Origin of the sequence: Kingella negevensis, from assembly GCF_030177895.1 — a bacterium.
Taxonomy (GTDB): domain Bacteria; phylum Pseudomonadota; class Gammaproteobacteria; order Burkholderiales; family Neisseriaceae; genus Kingella_C; species Kingella_C negevensis.
This window is the reverse complement of record NZ_CP123448.1, coordinates 821462-840944: the sequence shown is the minus strand read 5'-3', so window position 1 is coordinate 840944 and position 19483 is coordinate 821462. Positions and strand designations below refer to the sequence as shown.

Sequence of the window (19483 nt, the reverse complement as noted above, 5' to 3'; positions counted from 1 at the left end):
ACTAACTCAATAAACTCAATAATTCATTCCATTTTTTCAATGGCATATCTGAATGAGTGGGCAAATCAACAGACGCAAGCCAGCGTTGCATTGCTCGGGTTTGTACGCCTAATTTTTCTGCGGCTTCACGTTGATTTAAATTGAGTTCGTGCAATAAATGGCGGAGATTATCGGGCGTATAGCCTACATCAGGAAAACCCATTATGCTATCCTTATGAAATAAACAAACGGAAAATGTAACCTGTAACCAGCAAAATTACCCCCCATTTCAATAATTTATGCTGTAAAGAAATTTCTTTTTCAATTTGTTCATTTTGTTCATTCACTTTGTCTTGAAATGATTTCATTTTAATACTCCAAAATAATTTTAAGTGGGTAGGTTGGGAAAATCCATTTTCCCAACCCCTTTATTTAAAAACCAAAAATCTTTTTAATCAAGGCAACCACATTATCCAACCAAGTTACCACCCCTGTAAAGAACACCACCCAAACCATTAACCAATTAGAACGACTGCTTTCACGCTTTGCGATGGCTTGTTGTTTTAAGGCTTCGGCTTTCGCCTTTTCTACTTCAAACTCTTGGACTTGGGCTTTCAATTCAACGTCCAATTCCAAACTTCTGACTTCGGCTTCAAATTTACGATTTTCAAGCTGTTTGCGTTTTAGCTCGGCTTTCTTAAATTCAAGGTCTAGGTCTTTTTGATTGTTACTCATATTTAGCTCCTGTAGCTTTGCTTAATTTATGGGTAAATTACACGTTATTTAAAGACGTAATTCAAGCATTTTCTCGTAAAAAATTAAACTTTTTTCATTTAAATTCAATGAAATAATCATCAGAAAACAGACTTACCCACCACGCCCCAAACTCCACCAAAGAGCATTTTTTCTTCTGATGAATTTTTTCCTGAAAAATCAAATATAACAATCTTGTAACACCCGAATAAGAAAAAAATTATCAAAAGAAACATATTTATGTTGTTTCAAGCTATCTGAAACCTTTCATCAGAAAAATATTCTGATAAATTTTTGTGGTTACAATGGTTACAAATATATAATTATTTGAATTTTAATGAATTTAATTTAAAATTGACTGGTTACACATTATTCCCATAGTGGTTATGGTGGTTACAGTATTCACAAAAAAGTCGCCAAATCTTTAAGCTAGATTTGACGAATTTTTTATAAATTTATGTTTTTTCAGGAATTTCAATTCCATTGATAACATAAAAACGCCCTTTATCACGTTTTGGGTATTTCCAGCGCTTTTCATCTAATCGTTTCAACCACCCCAAATCACACAAAACCTGACACGCTTTTTGAACATCAATGCCCTGAAAAATTTCCTGTTCAAATACCGCAGGAACTATCCAATATTGGATACTCTTGCCATAATCTACTTCCCTGAAATACCCTGCATGATGTGGCGATGTGGTTTTGCATCCCATTGAGCAAAACGCCCATTATCCGCGTTCAGTTGCATGAAGTCCGCCATTTTCTTGATGATTTTCAAATTTTCCTGCGTTCTAGTTTTTAAATGGGTTTAAACGATTTTATAGGGGGTAAAAATTAAAAACAAGCAAAAATATTGCTCAAACCTTGCTAGACTATTTAAATTTGATTGCAAAAACTTGCTATATATTGCAAATAGATTGATAACCTTTATTTTTCATTTCCCAAAACTTGCTAATACCAGAAAATATCTTGCTTATTGCTTGCTAAATGTTGCATAATCATTTTTTTCAAGAAAAAGGGGATTCACGCCATGAACGACATTGAGACTTTTTTAAATCAGCGAAATCATGCCGCGAAATCGGACAAGGTTTCTGTTCTTGAACCGTACAAAGACGAAATTTTTCAGTTGAAAAATATGGGCTACGCAGAAAAAATCATCGTTGAATTTTTATCTGAAATGAAAGGCGTAAATGTCAGCCGTCAAGCCGTTAATCAATTTATCCGCTCACGTTCGGCTCAAATGCACAACACGGCGCAAATCAAGCCGATTATGGCAACAGATAGCGTTGCAGCAATACAAACCACTCAAACGGTTGAAACAGCCCAAAATCAAGCAGAAAATGCACCTGTACGGCGTGGTTTACGAAGACCAACACCCACTAAAAAATTTAACTGGGAAGATAAACCCGACCCCGAAAGCCTGAAATAGCAAAATCCCCAAGAAAATCAATTCTTGGGAATTTCTCAATACGCAATATTCCTACTTATTCACTTTGCCTATTTTTATCTTCCAGCATAGAAAACAATGCTTTCCAATGATGTAAGGGCATATCACGATGTCCATTTTTATCATCGTCCATGAGCCAATTTTGCACATTACGCACCGAGCAGCCTAATTGTTCAGCGGCTTCACGTTGGTTCAAATTCAATAATTTCAGCAAATGCCTTAAATTATCTTGGGTATAACCCACATCAGGAAAATTCTCCATTTCATAACCTATTATTTCAAAAAGAATAAAATCATTGTAATGCAAAATACAATTACGCTCAAAATAGTGAATACTTTTGCACCAGTTTCATAAAATTTGTCATTAACTTTCATATTGATACTCCAAAATATACGTCAAGGAATTGAGACAAGATAAGCCGTTGGGTAGGTTTCTTTTACAAAACCCACCAATAACCACTATTTTAAATAAACTGCCAAGCTACTTAAAATCATCATCAGTAACCCTGCTAATGCTTGCCAAAAGGCTAATTTTTTATCAACAGCATTTTTGATTTTTTGCGCTTCCATGTCTGCATTGTGCTTTTCTTGATTAAATTGGAGTTGTTGCTGATGCGTTTCATATTTAATCAAAGCATCAATGAGAATTTGGATTGCTTCGGCATTGATTTTATTTTCTTCGGCTTCATTCATATCTCAATTCCTTGTATTGATTTACGAAAGGTTTAGCGTTGTGCTTTCCTTTAACTGCTGCCCATTATACTCTCTTTTAGAGAGTAATCAAGCATTTTTCGCCTAATTTTAAAAATAAATTTTCAATAAACTAAACCATTTCAGGCAGCCTGCAATATCATCAACAATAGTCATCATACCACAATTTTTTTCTTGATAAATCAATCAGTTCACTATCTACCATCTCTAAAAAAAGAAAAAATTAAAAAAAACACACCGCTCGGCGTAGCCGAATAAAATTTCTTTGAGTGTAATCTTTATTTTGTAATCTTTGTATATAGCGCGTTGATTTGGTGCAATCTAATCTGTGGTTTATCAGCGAAGTAGTCCGCCGAAAATCAGCAAACATAAGTTTTTAAAAAACTTTTTTCTTGATAAAAAGGCTGCCTGAAACTGCTCTGTAACGTCAAATTCTACCTAAAAAATAGGCAAAACCAATCATCAGACGAAAAAAAACACCCCAAAGGGTGCAAACACATTTTCAGGCAGCCCGAAAGCCCAAAAAATGCGCCAAAATCGCGCAAAATTCAATGTATAGACGTGTTTAAGTACAGCAAGCTATTCACTTGCTGCTATTTTTTACTCAACCCTAGATTTTTTAGCAGGTCTAAACGTCCTGCTGTATTCAAATCTCGTGGCTTTTTAGGTTGTTGCTGCTCTTGCTCGGCTTCTTGTTGCTTCTGCTTCATAAACGCTTCGTATTCGGCTACGGAGCTAGTCGGAGCAGGGGCATGGTTCGGAGCGGATTTATCGGGGCGGTAAAAACCAGCCCAACCCGAAATCAGCGATTTTTGCATCACGTGTTTCAAATCAAATTTTTTTTCGCGTAAATCGGTTAATTGTTGAATAAGCTGTTTCTTTTGCTCTGCGCCAAGTGGTTGTTTAGATTTACTTTTGTTTTCGCGCATTTTGAGAAATTCATTCCATTCGTGCAACGGAATAAATCGGGGAACGTGATAACCGTCTTTATCGGTATGGAACGCCGACTGAAATTCAGGCTGCGACATACCGCGAACTTTGGTGTAAATCAGTTCAAACAGTTTTTCACGGCAAAGACGGTACGCCATTTTGCCAAACACGCCAGCGCGTTTGTATTCAATCAAGCCCATTTCCAATAGGCATTCACGCGCTTTTTCATATTTGTGGCGTGTTAATTTGAGTTCGTTGGCGAAATCTTCGGCGGTTTTGGTAATCCAGCCTTGTTTTTTGGGGCGGTGATTGTCCAGCCATTCAGACCAGCCGAACAGGTTTGCCAGCACAAGCGCGGCTTCGCTGTTTTGACCGCACAACGCAAAAAACTCCACATAAATTGCTGTGAAGTTGGGCGTGAGATGTTGGCGAATGTCGGCGGTTAGCATCATGATTTTAGCGTTTGTATAATTCTGGATTAACAATTAAGGCATTATTACTGATACGCTGTAATTTATATGCCTGTTTCTCGGGGATAATTTCTTTCCATTGGCTAATTGCCGATGGCGATATTTTTAGAACTTCTGCTAGTTTGACAAGTGTTCCGTAGTAATTTAAGACATCTTCTTTGTACATAGCCTTTCTCCATAAAATTTAAGATTTCTTAAAATTATAGGTTGAAAGCACTCTTAAATCAATATGTTTTAAGATTGCTAAAACTTAAATTTTAGGTGGTCTTATGATTGAAACACTCGGACAACGAATTAAGGAGCGTAGAAAAGCCTTAAAACTCACGCAGATGGACTTATCAAGAAGAATGCAAGGAGTTAGCCATGCTGCTATTTCTCAATGGGAAAATGACACCACAAAACCAAATGCAGAAAATTTACTTGATTTATCTATAATCTTAAATTGCGAATTTGGCTGGTTATTGCGTGGTTCTCCTAACCCAAATAAATCTCTATCTGTAATCCCATATTCGCCTCTTGATGAGATGAAATTACCTATTTATGATTGGCAGTCATTAGATAAATTAAAAGAATGTGATACTACTCAACTTGTTGATTTAACAAGAGAGTACATTATGACCGATTTTAAAAAGTCTAAAAATGCCTTTGGTTTGAAAATCAAAGATGATTCAATGTCGCCTGAATTTAAAATTGGCGACGTCATTATTATTGACCCTGATGTAGAACCACAAGCAGGAGAATTTGTAATCGCAAAATATGGAGACGATTTTATTTTCCGTAAATTCAAATTAGATAATGATAATTCAATGAAATCAAATAATTTCATCTTAATTCCATTGAATGACGATTATGGTAGGTTGCATTCTGTAAATGTAGAGTTGCTCATTATTGGTACAATGGTGGAACACCGTATTTACAGAAGAAAACGTTAGTAATCCATTGATTATTATTGAAACCTGTTGCTTTAAAGTCAAAGCAGCAGGTTTTTTGTTATCTTTAATTTAAGAAAACTTAAAAAAATTCTTGTCTTTTATTTTAAGTTATCTTAAAATTGTTTCAGTTAATAAATTTAAGTTCTTTAACAATCTAGTAGCGCAGCAACCCACTAGCCTGATTGGTTTCAGGCGAGCAAGTCGTTAAGCGGTTGCAGGCGGCGTTCAATCCGCCCAAATACAAATGTCGTGCATACGGGTAGCGCGTTGTGCGTCCGTGAACAGGCGGCAATTTGAACGTATCTTGTTAATCGGGGCGTATCCCCGATGCTGGGATTATCTACGGACAAATCCTAACGCCACAAAAATTGCGGTGGCGAATACACAGTTTCAGGCAGCGTTGAGTTTACTCCGCGCTGAAACGTGTCGGAAATCGGGTGCAATGGACGGTTATGAGACGTTCAGTGCGCCCCATGTTTCCAAAATCAAACCTGTTCGCTATGAGCAGGTTTCTTTGTGGGAATATCGCCTGAACACCATGTAAAACTTATGTTTTCAGGCTACATGAGTATCACAGAAAGGGCTGCGATGTATTATCTTCCATCATTGCTATTTGATTATCCTGAAATTTATTACGTTTTGCTTGCCGTTGGCGTCATCGCAATACGTTACAGTTTTACGACAGCACGTTATCCGCAATATATCGCGTGTTATTTTTGGTATGTAGGTTTGGCAGTTATTGCTCTGACGGCAACGCTATCATTGGCTCGCTTCCAAAATGAGATTTTAAAAACGCCAACAGCTACATATTTTTATGTTTACCAATTTGACGGAAAAAATCACGATGTTCGTCATTGCTTTGAAAAATTTAGCCAACAAAATCAAGTAGATTATGCAGATTTTATGGATAAATGTTTACAGCACGAAGAATATCAAAATTTAGTTAAATGAGTTCATTTTGATTATTCAAAACAGAAATTTAAATAAGTTCATGTGTGTATGTTGAGATTGGAATAAGGCAACTAGACCAGTATGGAAAACAAATACTGCGAAATTTGCAGCGAATAAAACGTTTTTCTTGCTTGGATTTAGAAAGCGCAAACCAAAAATGAACGGTTGGCGTTTCATCTGAAAAATTTGGATTTAGCCAATAATCTAGATGGATAGTTCGTGTTGGCGTTTTAGGAAAGCGATAATTTTCATCATATAAGCCAGTGCCATAAGCAAAAAAACGGTAATCTTCTATTCCAATAATTTTAGCGTGATAAAACAAAAATCCGTGTTTTTGTCGTTGAATTTCAATCAAAGCTATATCATAAAATTCATTATCTGTTAATAACTTAACTTTAATTTGAGGTTTAATTTTATGACGATATGGAATAATGCTCAAAATCAGTGCAATGATAGAAACAATGAGAGCTAAAGTTGCGGTATCAATGTCAAGTTTCATGGGCGTTTTCCTTTGATAAGTTATGAAAAGGTGTGGTAACTCAATCATAACACAGAGAAAAACGCCCACCTTTTTTCAGGCAGCCTGAATATGAAAACCAACAAAATTACAGCATACCTAAAAACCGAACTACAAGCTGTTTTAATGTCTTTGTTGCCTTGTGCCATTCCTTTGTCTATGCAAATCAATGGAGTGGTGGATTTTCGCCAAGTGCCACCATCGTTAATAACATTTGCAACAAATTTACCTTTGTATCTATTTGGTTTATTTGGTGTTTTAGGCGGATTGATGTGTTTATATCGGATTATTGTTTGTGTGATTGGGTGTTTCAGGCTACTTTTAGAAAGTAGCCAAAGCTGCTGAAATTGTTTTACAACGAATATCTTTGCGATACGGTCAAACCGATGTACGCAGGGCGCGTTGATGATGCGTGAATTGATTTTCTGCTCGCGCTTGACCGCGATTATTTGCAAATGGCGATTGAATACGTCAATGAATTAGAAATTTAGTTTCAGGCAGCCTGAATCCATTTTCAGACTGCTTTTTTTTCCTGAAAAAAACAATGGGAGTTTCAAAAATGAAAGTTAAACCATTTTTAGCGGTTTCCGCGCTGACTGCCGCGCTGCTTGCGCCTATGACCGCCAGCGCAGACGATAATTTGCTGACAGGTGATGTTCGCTTGGCGTGTGAAGCGGTGCTGTGTTTGTCTAGTGGTAATCGCCCAAGTGAATGTGCGCCGTCTATCAAACGCTATTTCTCTATCAATCATAAGAAATTGAGCGATACTATCAATGCTCGCCGCAGTTTTTTAAATTTATGTCCATCGGGTAATGCTCAAGGAATGCCACAACTGATTGATGCGATTGCCAATGGTGCAGGGCGTTGTGATGCGGCTGCTCTCAATCGTAGGGGGCATTACACAGGCAGTAGCCGTGATGGTACACGCCGTTTTATTGTCAATACGCAAAAACCTGATTATTGCAAAGCGTATGAAAATCATGCGTGGACGCGTGTTACGACTACTAAATTAGAACCGATTTACTGTAATTACACCACAGGTGACACACCTTGGCGGAAAAAACGTGTGGAAAAATACCAATGTGGGCAAAAATGGGTTGATGTCCAATAGTTTCACTCTGCTTGATGGCAGTTTTACCGTTCGCATTGGACGGTTTTTTATGCGTTTCAGGCAGCCTGCAAAATAAAGTGCAGGCTGCCTGAATAGTTAAATCTCATTGAAGAAAGATGATTATGAAAGAAGTACATTTTACCATGCAAGGCAAAGGCGGTGCTGGCAAGTCGTTTATCACTTCTATTTTGGCGCAATATCTAAAAAAACGCATCGGCGATAAAAACGTTACTTGTTTTGACACCGACCCGATTAACCCGACATTGAGTCGCTATGCCGCTCTCAATCCCACCATTATTCACTTGTTGGAAGATGGCAAAATCAACAGTCGCCATTTTGACGAACTCATGGAAATCATTGAAGCGCAAGATGGCATCGGCGTAGTAGATACAGGCGCAGGGACATTCGTACCATTGATGTATTATTTTTCTGAAAACCATATTGCTGAATATTTGTTTGATTGTGAAGTCAATTTGGTGGTTCATGTGCCGATTGTCGGCGGTCAAGCATTCAATGATTGCTTGGTAGTGCTAGACCAAATTTTGAGTAGCATGGGTTGCGATGTCGTGATTTGGTTAAACCATTTTCAGGGGAAAATCACAAATTTCCAAGAAACACAGGTTTACAAAGAATACAAAGACCGCATCATTGGTATCATGGAAATTCAGAACAAAGATTCTGATACATTCGGCAAAGATTTGGAACGCATGACCGAAATGAATTTAACCTTTGATGAAGTGCAAGAATCCAAAATCTTCAAAGGTATGGAACGCAACCGCCTGAAACATTTTGCGCGTGAAATGTTTGAAGATTTGGACAAAATCTCATTCATCGCCACCCTGAAAGATGATGATGAGCCAAGTTCATGAAGCGGAAATCCGCCAACTGATTGCCGATGTGATGCGCGATACTGGTATTCGCATTGATGCTGACGACCCGATTGTTGCCATGCTGTTTGCTCAAAAGCGTGAATTAGCCAAGTTTTTGCAGCAATCCAGCGATGAACAAACCGCGCAACATCAACGCTTTTTAGCGGATTTCAAAACGCTTTCAGACGGCATCATCACTGCTGCTGCCGAATTGCAAAATCAAAAGCAACAAATGGTTGCAGAGTTGATGCAAGCCAACGCCAACGACCGCGCCGAAATAGAACAGAAATTGTTTGGCAGCATCAGTCAGCGCATTCAAACACAATTTCAGGCACAAGCTGCCGAGTTAGCCAAACACATTTCTGGCAGCCTGAAAATGGGCGTGATGGTTTGGGCGGTGGTGCAAATGCTGATTTTTGCTGTGATGATTTTTTTGTTGAAATAACAACAGGCAGCTTGTTTCAGGCTGCCTGAAACGGAGTAATCATGAAAACCTACACCGTAAACGAAGCCGCCGAATATTGCTGCTGCCACCCCGAAACCCTGCGCGAATACATACGAGCAGGAAAACTGGTCGCCAGCAAAGTAGGGCGAGCCTATTGTATTCGTCAAACAAAACTTGACGAATTTTTAGCACAACTTGAAAATGATACCGTACAGGCATCACTCATCAAACGGAGTAAACAAAAATGTCAAAAAATTCAAACGGATTGTACCAACGTAATGGTACATGGTACATGGATATCAGATCGCCAAGTGGTGAGCGCATTAGACGCTCTCTTGGCACACAAGACAAACAAAAAGCCCAAGAATTGCGCGCGAAATTAGAACACGAATTTTGGCAACAAAGCCGTTTAGGCGTAAAGCCCAAAAAATTGTGGGACGAAGCTGCTCTGCAATGGCTAAAAGAAAAGGAGCATGACAAAAAAAGCATTAAAGATGACATCAGTCGCTTGCGAAATTTGCCCCAATTCAGGGGTATTTTTTTGGACGAATTGAGCCGCGAAACTATCATGGCGGTGATTGGTAATTTGCCTTGTGGTAACAGTACAAAAAACCGCTATATTGCATTGATTCGGGCGATTTTATATAAAGCGCGTGATGAATGGAACTGGATTGATACCGCCCCAAAACTCACGCAATATAAAGAGCCAAACAAACGCATTCGTTGGCTCAAACCTGATGAAGCACAGCGATTAATTGCTGCGCTGCCTGAAAACTTTTGGCGGCAAATGGCAATATTTAGCTTATGTACAGGTTTGCGGCAAAGTAATGTATTTGGGCTGAAATGGGAACAGGTGGATTTGGCTAAGCGCATTGCGTGGATTTATCCTGATGAAACCAAAGCGGCAAAAGCAATAGGTGTACCGCTGAACCAAACAGCGGTTCAGATTTTGTCAGATAGGGTTGGTATTCATCAAACCTACGTTTTTACCAATAGCGTGAACAATCCAATCTGCGAACTGGATAGCCGCGTATGGGAACGTAGCCTGAAAAAGGCGCACATCAAAAATTTCAGATGGCATGATTTGCGCCATACTTGGGCAAGTTGGTTGGTGCAAAGTGGTGTACCGCTTTTGGCATTAAAAGAAATGGGTGGTTGGGAGAAGCTGGATATGGTGATGCGATACGCGCATTTAGCAACCGAACATTTGCAAAGTCATGCGGATATTCTGGACACAATTTACACTTTGGGGCACAAAATGGACACAAGCGAAATTGTGGCGCAAAAAGAAAACCGCCTAAACGATTGTTTAGACGGTTTAAATTTGGCTCCCCGAGCTGGGCTCGAACCAGCGACCTGCGGATTAACAGTCCGTCGCTCTACCGACTGAGCTATCAGGGAATGAAATCTGAATTATATACGAATTCTGAAACCTGTCAAACACTATTCGTAAATTATTTTTAACTTATTGTTAAGAAATAAAATTTAGTTTTTCAGGCTGCCTGAAAAAGCGATTATGCTTTATCTAAACCAAATTCTTTATGCAAAACACGCGTTGCCAATTCCATGTATTTTTCATCAATCAACACAGAAACTTTGATTTCAGATGTAGAAATCATTTGCAAATTAATGCTTTCAGCCGCCAAGGCGCGGAACATTTGCGCTGCAACGCCCACATGTGAACGCATACCCAAGCCCACGATAGACACTTTGCAAACCGCGTCATCGCCGCTGATTTCTGCCATGCCGATGGTGCTTTTCAGGCTACTCAACAAATCTAAAGTTGGTTTGAAATCGCCACGTGGCACGGTAAATGAGAAGTCAGTTGTGCCTTCGCTGCCCACGTTTTGAATAATCATGTCCACATCAATGTTGGCATCGGCAACTGCGCCCAAGATTTGGTAGGCAATGCCTGGTTTATCTGGCACGCCACGAACATTGATACGCGCTTGGTTTTTGTCAAAGGCGATGCCTGATACAACCGCTTTTTCCATATTATCGTCTTCCTCAAAAGAAATTAATGTGCCTTCGCCACCTTCTTGCAGGCTGCTTAAAACGCGTAGGCGAACTTTGTATTTGCCTGCAAATTCCACAGAGCGGATTTGCAACACTTTGCTGCCCAAGCTCGCTAGTTCCAACATTTCTTCAAATGTAATGGTATCCATGCGGCGCGCTTCTGGAACAACGCGTGGGTCTGTAGTGTAAACGCCGTCCACGTCAGTGTAGATTTGGCATTCATCGGCTTTTAACGCGGCAGCGAGTGCTACGGCTGAAGTGTCTGAACCGCCGCGACCGAGCGTGGAAATATCGCCTTCGCTGCTGATGCCTTGGAAACCTGCCACAATCACAACTTTGCCAGCTTTCACATCAGCCATCATTTTGTCGCCGTCAATATCTTCAATACGCGCCTTGGTGTGTGCGGTATCGGTTTTCACGGCAACTTGCCAACCTGTGTAACTTTTCGCGTCCACGCCGATGTTTTTCAACGCCATTGCCAGCAAACCGATGGTAACTTGCTCGCCTGTTGCTAAAACCACGTCCAATTCGCGTGGGTCTGGGAACTCTTGCATTTCGTGCGCCAAAGCAACTAAGCGATTGGTTTCGCCGCTCATCGCTGAAACCACCACAACCACATCGTGTCCTTCATCGCGCGCTTTTTTCACGCGATTGGCAACATTCTTAATGCGTTCTGCAGAACCAACCGATGTGCCACCGTATTTTTGTACGATTAAAGCCATTTTATGCTTTCCTTTTGGTAATAGTTTTAAAGATAAAAGGGTGCGAGGATTATAGCACTAAAAGCGTTTTGTAAAAGTATGTAATGCAAAAAATGCAGCCTGAAAATGGTATCATTCCACATCACAAAAAATCTTAAAAATTCCCAGTCATGTCAAACGAATTCCACCCCCTAAAAGCCCCCATTTCCCAAACCAACCTGATTGAAGCCAGCGCAGGCACAGGCAAAACATGGAACATCGCCGCTCTGTTTACCCGACTGATTGTGTTAGAAAAACTCAGCGTGGACAACGTGCTAGTGGTTACGTTTACCAAAGCTGCCACCGCTGAACTCAAAACCCGTCTGCGCGACAGACTAGACGAAGCCCTGCGCGTGTTGCTGCAAACGCCCAACGCCGCTGAAAATCCAGAAACCTTGCTTGCCAACTGCCACAACGACCCCAACGATTTTCTCTACCAACTCCTGCAACAAGCATTAGAACAAGAACCCGACCAAACCAAAATCCAACTGCGCCTAAAAGCCGCCATCAGCAATTTTGATAACGCCGCCATTTACACTATTCACGGCTTTTGCCAACGCATCTTGCAAGACTTTGCCTTTTACTGCCAAGTCCCATTCAGCATAGAACTAGACGAAGACAACGCCCCAAACGACCCCACATTTGCCCAAGATTACTGGCGCAGCCAAATCGCCCACCACGCCCAACGCGCAGACTTGGTATACCACCGCAACGTCAGCCCACAAGACATGGCAAAACAACTCGCCAGCTTCGTGGGGCGACCTTATCTACAATTCAGGCAGCCTGAAAACGCCTTTTTATTGGCAGACGCACAAGACGAATTTGAACGCGCATGGCAACACACCGCGCCACAATTCGCTGCACTCACAGACGCATTCTGGGCATTGCACCCCCAATTAAAATATTACGATGAAGCCCAATACCGCGACAAATTCGCCAAATTAACCCAATTTTCAGGCTGCCCACGCGCCAGCGATTTATGGGCAATGTTCGCCATAGAAGTTTCTGAAAAAGACAAAGCAACAGGCATCACACGCAAATGGATAGAAAACCCATTCAGCCAATTTCTGTTAGAAAAACGCACGCGCAGCAAACAAATTTTAGATGAAACCCAGCTCAACCAAGTGTTATTACTGGGCGAACTCTTACAATGCAGCCTGAAAGTCGCCACCGCAGAAGACCAAGAGTTAATCCGAATCGCCCACGAACTCGCCCACTATTTGCGCGAAGCCCACGAACAAAACAAAAAAAGCAGCCCCACGCGCCAATTTGACGACCTACTGCTAGACGTATTCGCCGCCCTGCAAGACAACCGCGAACACGCCCAAGCACTCGCCAACGCCATTGCCCAAAACTGGCGTGTCGCTCTGATTGACGAATTTCAAGACACCGACCCCCTGCAATACAACATTTTTCAGGCTGCATTTATCCAATCCGCATTCAGGCTGCCTGAAAAATTGCGCCCCACATTATTCATGGTAGGCGACCCAAAACAAGCCATTTACAGCTTTCGCGGCGCAGACATTTTCGCCTACCTAACCGCCGCGCAACACGCCAAAAACCGCTACACCTTGCGAACCAACCACCGCAGCCACCGCAAGTTAATCAACAGCATAAGCGCATTGTTCGCCCACCCAGCCCCGTTTGTGTTGTCGCAAATTGACTACACCTCCGTGAACGCTAGCCGCGAACAAAACAACCTGCCGCAAGGCAACGCCGCCGTGCGCGTATCATGGTTAAACGACCCAGACGCACCCAAAACCGAAAATTCAGACGTATTAACCAAACGCGCCGCCCAATGGTGTGCCGATGAAATCGCCCAAACCCTGCGAACCGCCGCCGCAGGGCGTTTCAGGCTGCAAACCGAAAACGGCGAAAAAACCCTACACGCAGGGCAAATCGCCGTATTAGTCCGCGCCCGAAAAGACGGCGCACGCGTCCAACAAGAGCTAAAAAAACACGGCGTACAAAGCGTGCTGCTCAGCCGTGACAGCATATTTGGCGAAGACGAAGCCCTAGCCATTTACGCCTTGCTCGGATTTTTCATTCAGCCGCAACGCGTCCAACAGCTCAACTATGTGCTTTCAGGCTGCCTATTTGGTTACACTGCCGCGCAACTCACCGAGCTAAACGAAAACGAACACGCCATGACCCAATGGACAGACGCAGCCACACGCGCCTACGAAGAATGGAAAATTAACGGCGTGTTTACCGCGCTGCAAAAATTTCTAGCCGAACACAAAACCGAACAGCAACTGCTCGCCCAAGGCAACGACCGCACGCTGACCAACCTGCACCAAATCATGGAAATCCTAGCTGCGGAAGACGAAAACGGACGCACCCCAGTCGCCCTATATCAATGGCTGGGCGAGAACATTCAGGCTGCAAAAGACGGCACAGCCGCCGCAGGCAACGCCATTTTGCGCTTAGAAAGCGATGAAAACCTCGTGAAAATCGTTACCATGCACGCGTCCAAAGGCTTGCAATACCCGATTGTGTACTGCCCGTTTGCATGGAAAAGCAGCGACAACAATCGCCAAAAATGGTTCATCATTCATCACGAAAACGGCAGCAGCGAATTGCTGCACAAAGACCAAATCCAAGACAGCGACAAAGCGCAAATTGAACGCGAACGCCTGTCCGAAGACTTGCGCCTGTTGTACGTTGCGCTCACACGCGCCGAAGAGCAGCTCAACATTTATATGGGTAGCTATCGCGATAGCAAACACAGCCCATTTGCCTATTTGCTCGGCTGCCAAGACACCGCCAGCAAGCCCGACATTTACCGCGAAAAATGGCAAGCATTCATCAACCAACAAAACCGCGAAGAAACCGACTTCGCGTGGAACGCCCAATTTCAGCCCAACCCCGTTTTAGGCAGCCTGAAAACCCAAACGCAGCCTGAAAACGCCGCCCCAACTGAATACACCGCCGCACAGTACGCCCCACGCAAATACTATTTCACCACGCACACCAGTTTCACATCGCTCAGTCGCCAAACCGAACGCGCCCACGCTGCCGAGCAAAACGCGTTTGACGATGAACTTTTGCCCGCGTTAGACAGCAGCGAACAAACGCCAACAGTAGAAACCGCCGAGCCGTTTTCAGGCTGCCCGAATGATATTTCCGCGTTTCCACAAGGCGCGGCGGCTGGTGTGTGTTTGCATGAAGTGCTGGAAAAATACTGCTTTGCCCAATCGCCAGAAAGCCAAGCGCAGCGCATTGGCGATGTGCTGGAAAAACACGGGTTTGCCGCAGAAACATGGTTGCCAGCGGTGGAGCAAATGATTGACGACACGCGCCACACGCCCCTGTTGCCCGATTTAACTTTGCACAGCGTCTCTGCCGACAAATTGCTGCCTGAAATGGACTTTTTGTTGCACACTAACAATTTCAGGCTGCGTGATTTGCAAACGTGGTTTGCGGAACAATCTGGGCTGCCTGAAAACATGGTTCAGGCGGCGAAAAAATTGAGTTTTCGTGATGTGTATGGGTTTGTGAGTGGCTTTATTGATATGTTGGCGCAAAGCCCGAGCGGCAAGATTTGCGTGATTGACTATAAGTCCAACTGGTTGGGCGAATCGCCTGATGATTACACGCCAGCCGTGCTCAATCAGGCGATTGCGGAACATCACTATTATTTGCAAGCCTTGATTTATGCGATTGCAACAGCGCGTTATTTGCGTAGCCGAAATATGCAGCCTGAAACGATTTTTGTGCGTTATCTGTTTTTACGTGGGTTGAATGGGATTAATGATAATGGGGTTTGGATTTGGGATATTCCTGTGAGCAGTTTGAAAAAATGGTTGTGAAACGCAGCTTGAAAAATGGTGCACGCGGTGCACCCTACGCTAGGTCGTGTGGACATTTCATTTAAAAAAATGAGTATCCATAATTGATTAGATAAAAAAATGGCGAATGAGTAAAATTCAATTTTCACAAAAAAACCTTACCATTCGCCATGCCTCGCCTAATGTTCAACAAGACCTGATTTGACTATTTCGATTTTTCAACCCTGTCCCATCTGGGTCTAAGCCTGTATCCACCAAACCAATAAACACACCTTAACCCGTTTTGGCTGCTTTTTTATCAGCCGCCGCTTGCGCATAGCTGCCTTTAGCGGTGATTGTTTCATCTACTGATTGATTAGATTTGTTGTTTGTTTTACCGCCTAGAACGTTGCTTGTACCAGGTCCTAACGTTAAAGACGCATTCACGCCACCACTGCCGCTGGCAGAGACAAATAGAGACAAATAGAGACAAATACGCTTAATACGGAAACGGTTACCAATTTAAGTTGCGTTTCCATTACATACCTCAAAAATCAAGTTAGAAAATAGGGCGGGGCATTTCTTTAGCGTTACCAGAAAATGGCAGCCTGAAAAAGCAAACACCTCATTGCTATTCTCTATTTGTAAGCAATAGTTAGATTGTGTAAATTTTAACGCCTGTGTGAAAATCAAAACAAACATTTATTTTCAAATACAAAGCTCGTTAAACTGCGTTAAAATAAATCCCATTTCCAATCACAAAAAAGCAGCCTGAAAACCAGTTTTCAGGCTGCAAATACACCATGAACAAAAAAACACTCTCTCAATGGCTCGCCCACCTAGAAACCGCCCACAGCAAAGGCTTAATCGACATGGGATTAGAGCGTATCACCCAAGTCAAAAACGCCATGAATCTCACGCCTAATTGCCCCGTCATCACCGTTGGCGGCACAAACGGCAAAGGCTCAACCTGCGCGTTTCTCTCACAAATCTACACCGAAGCAGGCTACACAGTCGGCACACTCACCAGCCCACACCTACTCACATTCAACGAACGCATCGCCATCAACTGCCAACCCGTCAGCGATGAAACCATCATCGCCGCCTTTGAACGCATAGAAGCCGCGCGTGGCAACATTTCGCTCACCTATTTTGAATTCAACACACTCGCCGCCGTCGATATTTTCAGGCTGCATGATGTTGATGTAATGATTTTAGAAGTCGGTTTGGGCGGACGATTAGACGCAGTGAACATTTTTGATACCGATTGCGCCATTACCACAAGTGTGGACTTAGACCACCAAGCCTTTTTGGGCAACACGATTGAACAAGTCGCCCACGAAAAAGCAGGCATTTTCCGCGCCAACAAACCCGCCATTTGCGGACAAAATCCACCGCCGCAAAGCCTTGTCCAACACGCCCAAAAAATCGGCGCAAAACTGCTTACCGTGCAGCAAGATTTTGTTTACCAAGACCAAGAAACCCAATGGCAATACCAATTTTCAGGCAGCCTGAAAAACCTATTCAAACCTACATTGCAAGGCGATTACCAACTCAACAACGCCGCCTGCACCCTCACCGCCATAGAATGTTTGCGCGACCAACTTCCCGTTAGCGAAGCCGCTATCAATGCAGGTTTGCAAAATGCCCGCAATATCGGACGCTTCCAAATCATGCAGCAAAAACCGCTTGTGATTATGGACGTAGGACACAACCCACATGCCGCACGTGCCCTCAAACGCAGCCTGAAAACCCACGCCGTGTCAGGCAAAAGCCGCGCCGTGTTCAGCATTTTGGCAGACAAAGACAGCGACAGCGTTTTAGAAATCCTGCGCGACGAATTTGATGAATGGTACATTGCCCCCTTGCACCTGCAGCGCGGCATGACCCAAGCCGAACTTGCTAACAAATTAGTCACGCACCAAATCCAAAACGTTCACGCATTTGACAGCGTTCAGGCTGCCTATCAAGCTGCATTCTCGGAATCAGAGGAAAATGATAGAATAGTGGTCTTTGGTTCATTCCATACCGTATCTGAAACTATTACTTTATTTAAACAAGGCGTTGCAGCCTGAAAACCGTTTTTGAAAGAATTACCCATGGACAATCAACAACCCCATTCACCTAATGAGCAAAATCCTATCACCGATGGATACGAATTGCTTAAGAGTCAGAATCGCAGCCGCTTGATTGGCGCGACTGCTATTACATTGGTAGCAGGCGGGTTGTTTTTGGGTGTGGCGAATAACGGACCTCAAGAAACGCCGCAAGCAGTAGAAACCAGCGTACCCAAGCAAACCACGCATACAGAAATTCTGCGTCCTGCTGGTGCAATGGCTTCAACACCCGCAGCGTCTGAGGCTTCAGCGGAAAGTGAAACTGCCAAAAATTCAGGCAGCAAAAACAAAAGAATCCCTGAAGTGGCGCAACAATTAACTGACATTGCTTCACCTGCACCACTGACGAAACCAACCACTAAACCAAGCATTAGCACTGCGCAAGTAGATGCAACAACCGACACAGGCGAAACGCCAGCACAACGTCGTCGCCGTTTGCGTGAAGAGCGTCAAAAAGCGCAAGAGCAACGCCGCATTGAGCGAGAAAAAGCGCGCAAAGAAGTGGAGCAAAAACGAGAACAAGAGCGCAAAGAACGCGAACAAGCGCGTTTGAAAGCGCAGCAAGAGCGCATTGCCAAAGCCAAAGAAGATGAAATTCGTCGTCAAAAAGCGCAAGCGATTGTGGCGCAAGCGGCAGCAGAACGTGCAGCAGAACAAAAAGCGGCAGCGGAGCGTGCGCGTCAAGCACAAATGGCGGCAGAAGCAGCACGTAAAGCAGAACGTGAAAAATTGTTGGCACAACGCAAAGCGGCTGATGAAGCGCGTCGTAAAGCAGCGGCAGACAAAGCGGCTGAGCAAAAACGCCAAGCGGCGTTAGCGGAAAAAGCGAAAGCGGAACAAGCGGCGAAAGTAAAAGCGGAGGCGGCTGCGACAGAAAAAGCGAAAGAAAAAGCAAGTGTTAAAGCAGCGATTCAAGTGGGTGCGTTCAGCGATAAAAATCGTGCGGTGCAAGCCCAACAAAAATTACGCAGCCTGAATTATTCTGCGCATATTGAGGAAGTGAAAACCAGCAAAGGCACGATGTATCGCGTGCAAACGGGCAGTTTTGCGAACCGTGAAGAAGCTAATAAAGCGGCAGAGAAAATTAAAGGTCGCGGTTTAGCGAGTATGATTGTTGAGCATAAATAATGACGGAATTTACAACTTTTGACTTGCTTTCATTAGGCACAATATTGGGCTGCGTGGTGATTTCTGTGCTGCGCGGCTTGGTGGGAGAGGTGTTCTCTTTTGCCAGCTTTATCGTGGCGTTATTGGCTGCCAAAATCTTTTCGGTGCAAGTGGCTGATTTGGTGTTTCCTAACATGAATCCGCGCGAAATTGGGGTGGTGTTCGCTTTTGTGATTACTTATGTGGTGGCAAGAGTGGCGGTGGCACTTATCCGTGAAGTGTTGGAAATGTTTGTGAAGAAAGCGCATCTGTCTTCAATCAATCGCATTGCAGGCGGTGCGCTGGGTGCGGCGAAAGGGGTGATTATGGTGAGCATTGGCACGTTGGCTTGTTCGTTTAGCGATTTGCCGAGTACGCCAGAATGGAAAAATGCGATGACTTCATCTTTTTTTGAAAGCACGGCATCACTAGGAAAACCGTATTTGCCGCCTTTTCTGGCGAGACAAATTGAGTTTAAACACGATGAAGAAACGAAAAGTGAAGGTAAGTTGAAAAGCCCACCTTTGTTGAAAAAGAAATCTTCTGCAAAACCTGCGGCGGAGTTCCAATAAAAAGCAG

At 43.2% G+C, this 19483-nt stretch carries 25 protein-coding genes, 1 tRNA gene and 1 pseudogene; 14 read left to right on the top strand and 13 right to left on the bottom strand.

Translation table 11 applies throughout. The features are described 5' to 3' along the window. Position 1: 1 nt before the first annotated feature. From QEO93_RS04710 to QEO93_RS04695, 4 genes are all read right to left on the bottom strand, one after another. The gene (locus QEO93_RS04710; RefSeq protein WP_085815610.1) at positions 2 to 202 is read right to left on the bottom strand and encodes a helix-turn-helix domain-containing protein; all 201 of its coding nucleotides are present in this window, start codon (positions 200 to 202) and stop codon (positions 2 to 4) included. Positions 203 to 212: 10 nt separating this feature from the next. Continuing rightward, positions 213 to 347 (bottom strand): hypothetical protein, encoded by a 135-nt coding sequence (locus QEO93_RS04705; RefSeq protein ID WP_281251092.1) that lies wholly within the window; start codon positions 345 to 347, stop codon positions 213 to 215. 64 nt (positions 348 to 411) lie between these two features. After that, on the bottom strand, positions 412 to 714 hold the full coding sequence (locus QEO93_RS04700; RefSeq protein ID WP_085815609.1) for a hypothetical protein: 303 nt from the start codon (positions 712 to 714) through the stop codon (positions 412 to 414). A gap of 473 nt (positions 715 to 1187) precedes the next feature. Beyond that, complete coding sequence (locus QEO93_RS04695; protein ID WP_085815608.1) at positions 1188 to 1445, bottom strand: hypothetical protein; 258 nt, start codon at positions 1443 to 1445, stop codon at positions 1188 to 1190. A gap of 317 nt (positions 1446 to 1762) precedes the next feature. Here QEO93_RS04695 and QEO93_RS04690 point away from each other — a divergent pair, with 317 nt between their 5' ends. Next, positions 1763 to 2161, top strand: coding sequence for a hypothetical protein (locus QEO93_RS04690; RefSeq protein ID WP_085815607.1), 399 nt, complete (start codon positions 1763 to 1765; stop codon positions 2159 to 2161). A 55-nt stretch (positions 2162 to 2216) separates the two neighbouring features. Here the strand turns inward: QEO93_RS04690 and QEO93_RS04685 are convergent, their stop codons facing one another. From QEO93_RS04685 to QEO93_RS04670, 4 genes are all read right to left on the bottom strand, one after another. Then, positions 2217 to 2441: a hypothetical protein gene (locus QEO93_RS04685; protein ID WP_085815732.1), complete on the bottom strand. Its 225-nt coding sequence runs from the start codon at positions 2439 to 2441 to the stop codon at positions 2217 to 2219. 197 nt (positions 2442 to 2638) lie between these two features. Further along, positions 2639 to 2872: a hypothetical protein gene (locus tag QEO93_RS04680; protein ID WP_085815606.1), complete on the bottom strand. Its 234-nt coding sequence runs from the start codon at positions 2870 to 2872 to the stop codon at positions 2639 to 2641. A gap of 611 nt (positions 2873 to 3483) precedes the next feature. After that, a complete protein-coding gene (locus QEO93_RS04675) occupies positions 3484 to 4272 on the bottom strand; it encodes a hypothetical protein (protein ID WP_085815605.1) in 789 nt (262 codons plus the stop codon). A gap of 4 nt (positions 4273 to 4276) precedes the next feature. After that, on the bottom strand, positions 4277 to 4456 hold the full coding sequence (locus QEO93_RS04670) for a Cro/CI family transcriptional regulator (protein WP_085815604.1): 180 nt from the start codon (positions 4454 to 4456) through the stop codon (positions 4277 to 4279). Positions 4457 to 4559: 103 nt separating this feature from the next. Here QEO93_RS04670 and QEO93_RS04665 point away from each other — a divergent pair, with 103 nt between their 5' ends. After that, on the top strand, positions 4560 to 5222 hold the full coding sequence (locus QEO93_RS04665) for a LexA family protein (protein ID WP_085815603.1): 663 nt from the start codon (positions 4560 to 4562) through the stop codon (positions 5220 to 5222). 154 nt (positions 5223 to 5376) lie between these two features. On the opposite strand, the gene QEO93_RS04660 is transcribed toward QEO93_RS04665, so the two are convergent. Then, positions 5377 to 5514 carry a hypothetical protein gene (locus tag QEO93_RS04660; protein WP_157686357.1) on the bottom strand — a complete coding sequence of 46 codons (138 nt, stop codon included), beginning with the start codon at positions 5512 to 5514 and terminating at the stop codon, positions 5377 to 5379. Between the two features lie 81 nt (positions 5515 to 5595). Between QEO93_RS04660 and QEO93_RS04655 the strand changes: the two genes are divergently transcribed. Both QEO93_RS04655 and QEO93_RS04650 read left to right on the top strand, forming a co-directional pair. After that, positions 5596 to 5766 (top strand): hypothetical protein, encoded by a 171-nt coding sequence (locus QEO93_RS04655; RefSeq protein WP_179184669.1) that lies wholly within the window; start codon positions 5596 to 5598, stop codon positions 5764 to 5766. A gap of 20 nt (positions 5767 to 5786) precedes the next feature. After that, the gene (locus QEO93_RS04650; protein WP_179184668.1) at positions 5787 to 6173 is read left to right on the top strand and encodes a hypothetical protein; all 387 of its coding nucleotides are present in this window, start codon (positions 5787 to 5789) and stop codon (positions 6171 to 6173) included. Positions 6174 to 6201: 28 nt separating this feature from the next. Here the strand turns inward: QEO93_RS04650 and QEO93_RS04645 are convergent, their stop codons facing one another. Next, positions 6202 to 6672, bottom strand: a complete 471-nt coding sequence (locus QEO93_RS04645) for a hypothetical protein (RefSeq protein WP_085815601.1) — start codon at positions 6670 to 6672, stop codon at positions 6202 to 6204. A 90-nt stretch (positions 6673 to 6762) separates the two neighbouring features. Here QEO93_RS04645 and QEO93_RS04640 point away from each other — a divergent pair, with 90 nt between their 5' ends. From QEO93_RS04640 to QEO93_RS04615, 6 genes and pseudogenes are all read left to right on the top strand, one after another. After that, complete coding sequence (locus tag QEO93_RS04640) at positions 6763 to 7035, top strand: hypothetical protein (protein WP_085815600.1); 273 nt, start codon at positions 6763 to 6765, stop codon at positions 7033 to 7035. Between the two features lie 214 nt (positions 7036 to 7249). Next, positions 7250 to 7801 carry a TrbM/KikA/MpfK family conjugal transfer protein gene (locus QEO93_RS04635; protein WP_085815599.1) on the top strand — a complete coding sequence of 184 codons (552 nt, stop codon included), beginning with the start codon at positions 7250 to 7252 and terminating at the stop codon, positions 7799 to 7801. A gap of 122 nt (positions 7802 to 7923) precedes the next feature. Then, positions 7924 to 8670 carry a nucleotide-binding protein gene (locus QEO93_RS04630; RefSeq protein ID WP_085815731.1) on the top strand — a complete coding sequence of 249 codons (747 nt, stop codon included), beginning with the start codon at positions 7924 to 7926 and terminating at the stop codon, positions 8668 to 8670. Then, a complete protein-coding gene (locus QEO93_RS04625) occupies positions 8654 to 9115 on the top strand; it encodes a transcriptional regulator (RefSeq protein WP_245832177.1) in 462 nt (153 codons plus the stop codon). Before QEO93_RS04630 ends, QEO93_RS04625 begins: the two co-directional genes overlap by 17 nt. A 41-nt stretch (positions 9116 to 9156) precedes the next feature. After that, positions 9157 to 9498 (top strand): helix-turn-helix domain-containing protein, encoded by a 342-nt coding sequence (locus QEO93_RS04620; RefSeq protein WP_085815597.1) that lies wholly within the window; start codon positions 9157 to 9159, stop codon positions 9496 to 9498. After that, positions 9408 to 10406, top strand: a pseudogene (locus QEO93_RS04615) (tyrosine-type recombinase/integrase); the annotation flags it as partial. The gene QEO93_RS04620 and the pseudogene QEO93_RS04615, both read left to right, overlap by 91 nt. Positions 10407 to 10440: 34 nt before the next feature. Here QEO93_RS04615 and QEO93_RS04610 read toward each other — a convergent pair. After that, a tRNA-Asn gene (locus QEO93_RS04610) sits at positions 10441 to 10516 on the bottom strand. Positions 10517 to 10629: 113 nt separating this feature from the next. Then, positions 10630 to 11853 carry an aspartate kinase gene (locus QEO93_RS04605; RefSeq protein ID WP_032137746.1) on the bottom strand — a complete coding sequence of 408 codons (1224 nt, stop codon included), beginning with the start codon at positions 11851 to 11853 and terminating at the stop codon, positions 10630 to 10632. A gap of 149 nt (positions 11854 to 12002) precedes the next feature. On the opposite strand from QEO93_RS04605, the gene recB reads away from it, so the two are divergent. Next, positions 12003 to 15683, top strand: coding sequence for an exodeoxyribonuclease V subunit beta (gene recB / locus QEO93_RS04600; RefSeq protein ID WP_032137745.1), 3681 nt, complete (start codon positions 12003 to 12005; stop codon positions 15681 to 15683). A gap of 252 nt (positions 15684 to 15935) precedes the next feature. Here recB and QEO93_RS04595 read toward each other — a convergent pair whose 3' ends face one another. Continuing rightward, on the bottom strand, positions 15936 to 16124 hold the full coding sequence (locus QEO93_RS04595) for a hypothetical protein (protein WP_085815596.1): 189 nt from the start codon (positions 16122 to 16124) through the stop codon (positions 15936 to 15938). Positions 16125 to 16444: 320 nt separating this feature from the next. Between QEO93_RS04595 and folC the strand changes: the two genes are divergently transcribed. Genes folC through QEO93_RS04580 form a run of 3 tightly spaced genes read left to right on the top strand, consistent with a single transcriptional unit; the run spans position 16445 to position 19476 of the window. Next, the gene (gene folC / locus QEO93_RS04590; protein WP_032137744.1) at positions 16445 to 17716 is read left to right on the top strand and encodes a bifunctional tetrahydrofolate synthase/dihydrofolate synthase; all 1272 of its coding nucleotides are present in this window, start codon (positions 16445 to 16447) and stop codon (positions 17714 to 17716) included. 24 nt (positions 17717 to 17740) lie between these two features. Next, complete coding sequence (locus QEO93_RS04585; protein ID WP_052368819.1) at positions 17741 to 18886, top strand: SPOR domain-containing protein; 1146 nt, start codon at positions 17741 to 17743, stop codon at positions 18884 to 18886. Further along, positions 18886 to 19476: a CvpA family protein gene (locus QEO93_RS04580; RefSeq protein ID WP_044250380.1), complete on the top strand. Its 591-nt coding sequence runs from the start codon at positions 18886 to 18888 to the stop codon at positions 19474 to 19476. The genes QEO93_RS04585 and QEO93_RS04580 overlap by 1 nt, the downstream gene beginning before the upstream one ends. Positions 19477 to 19483 lie beyond the last annotated feature (7 nt).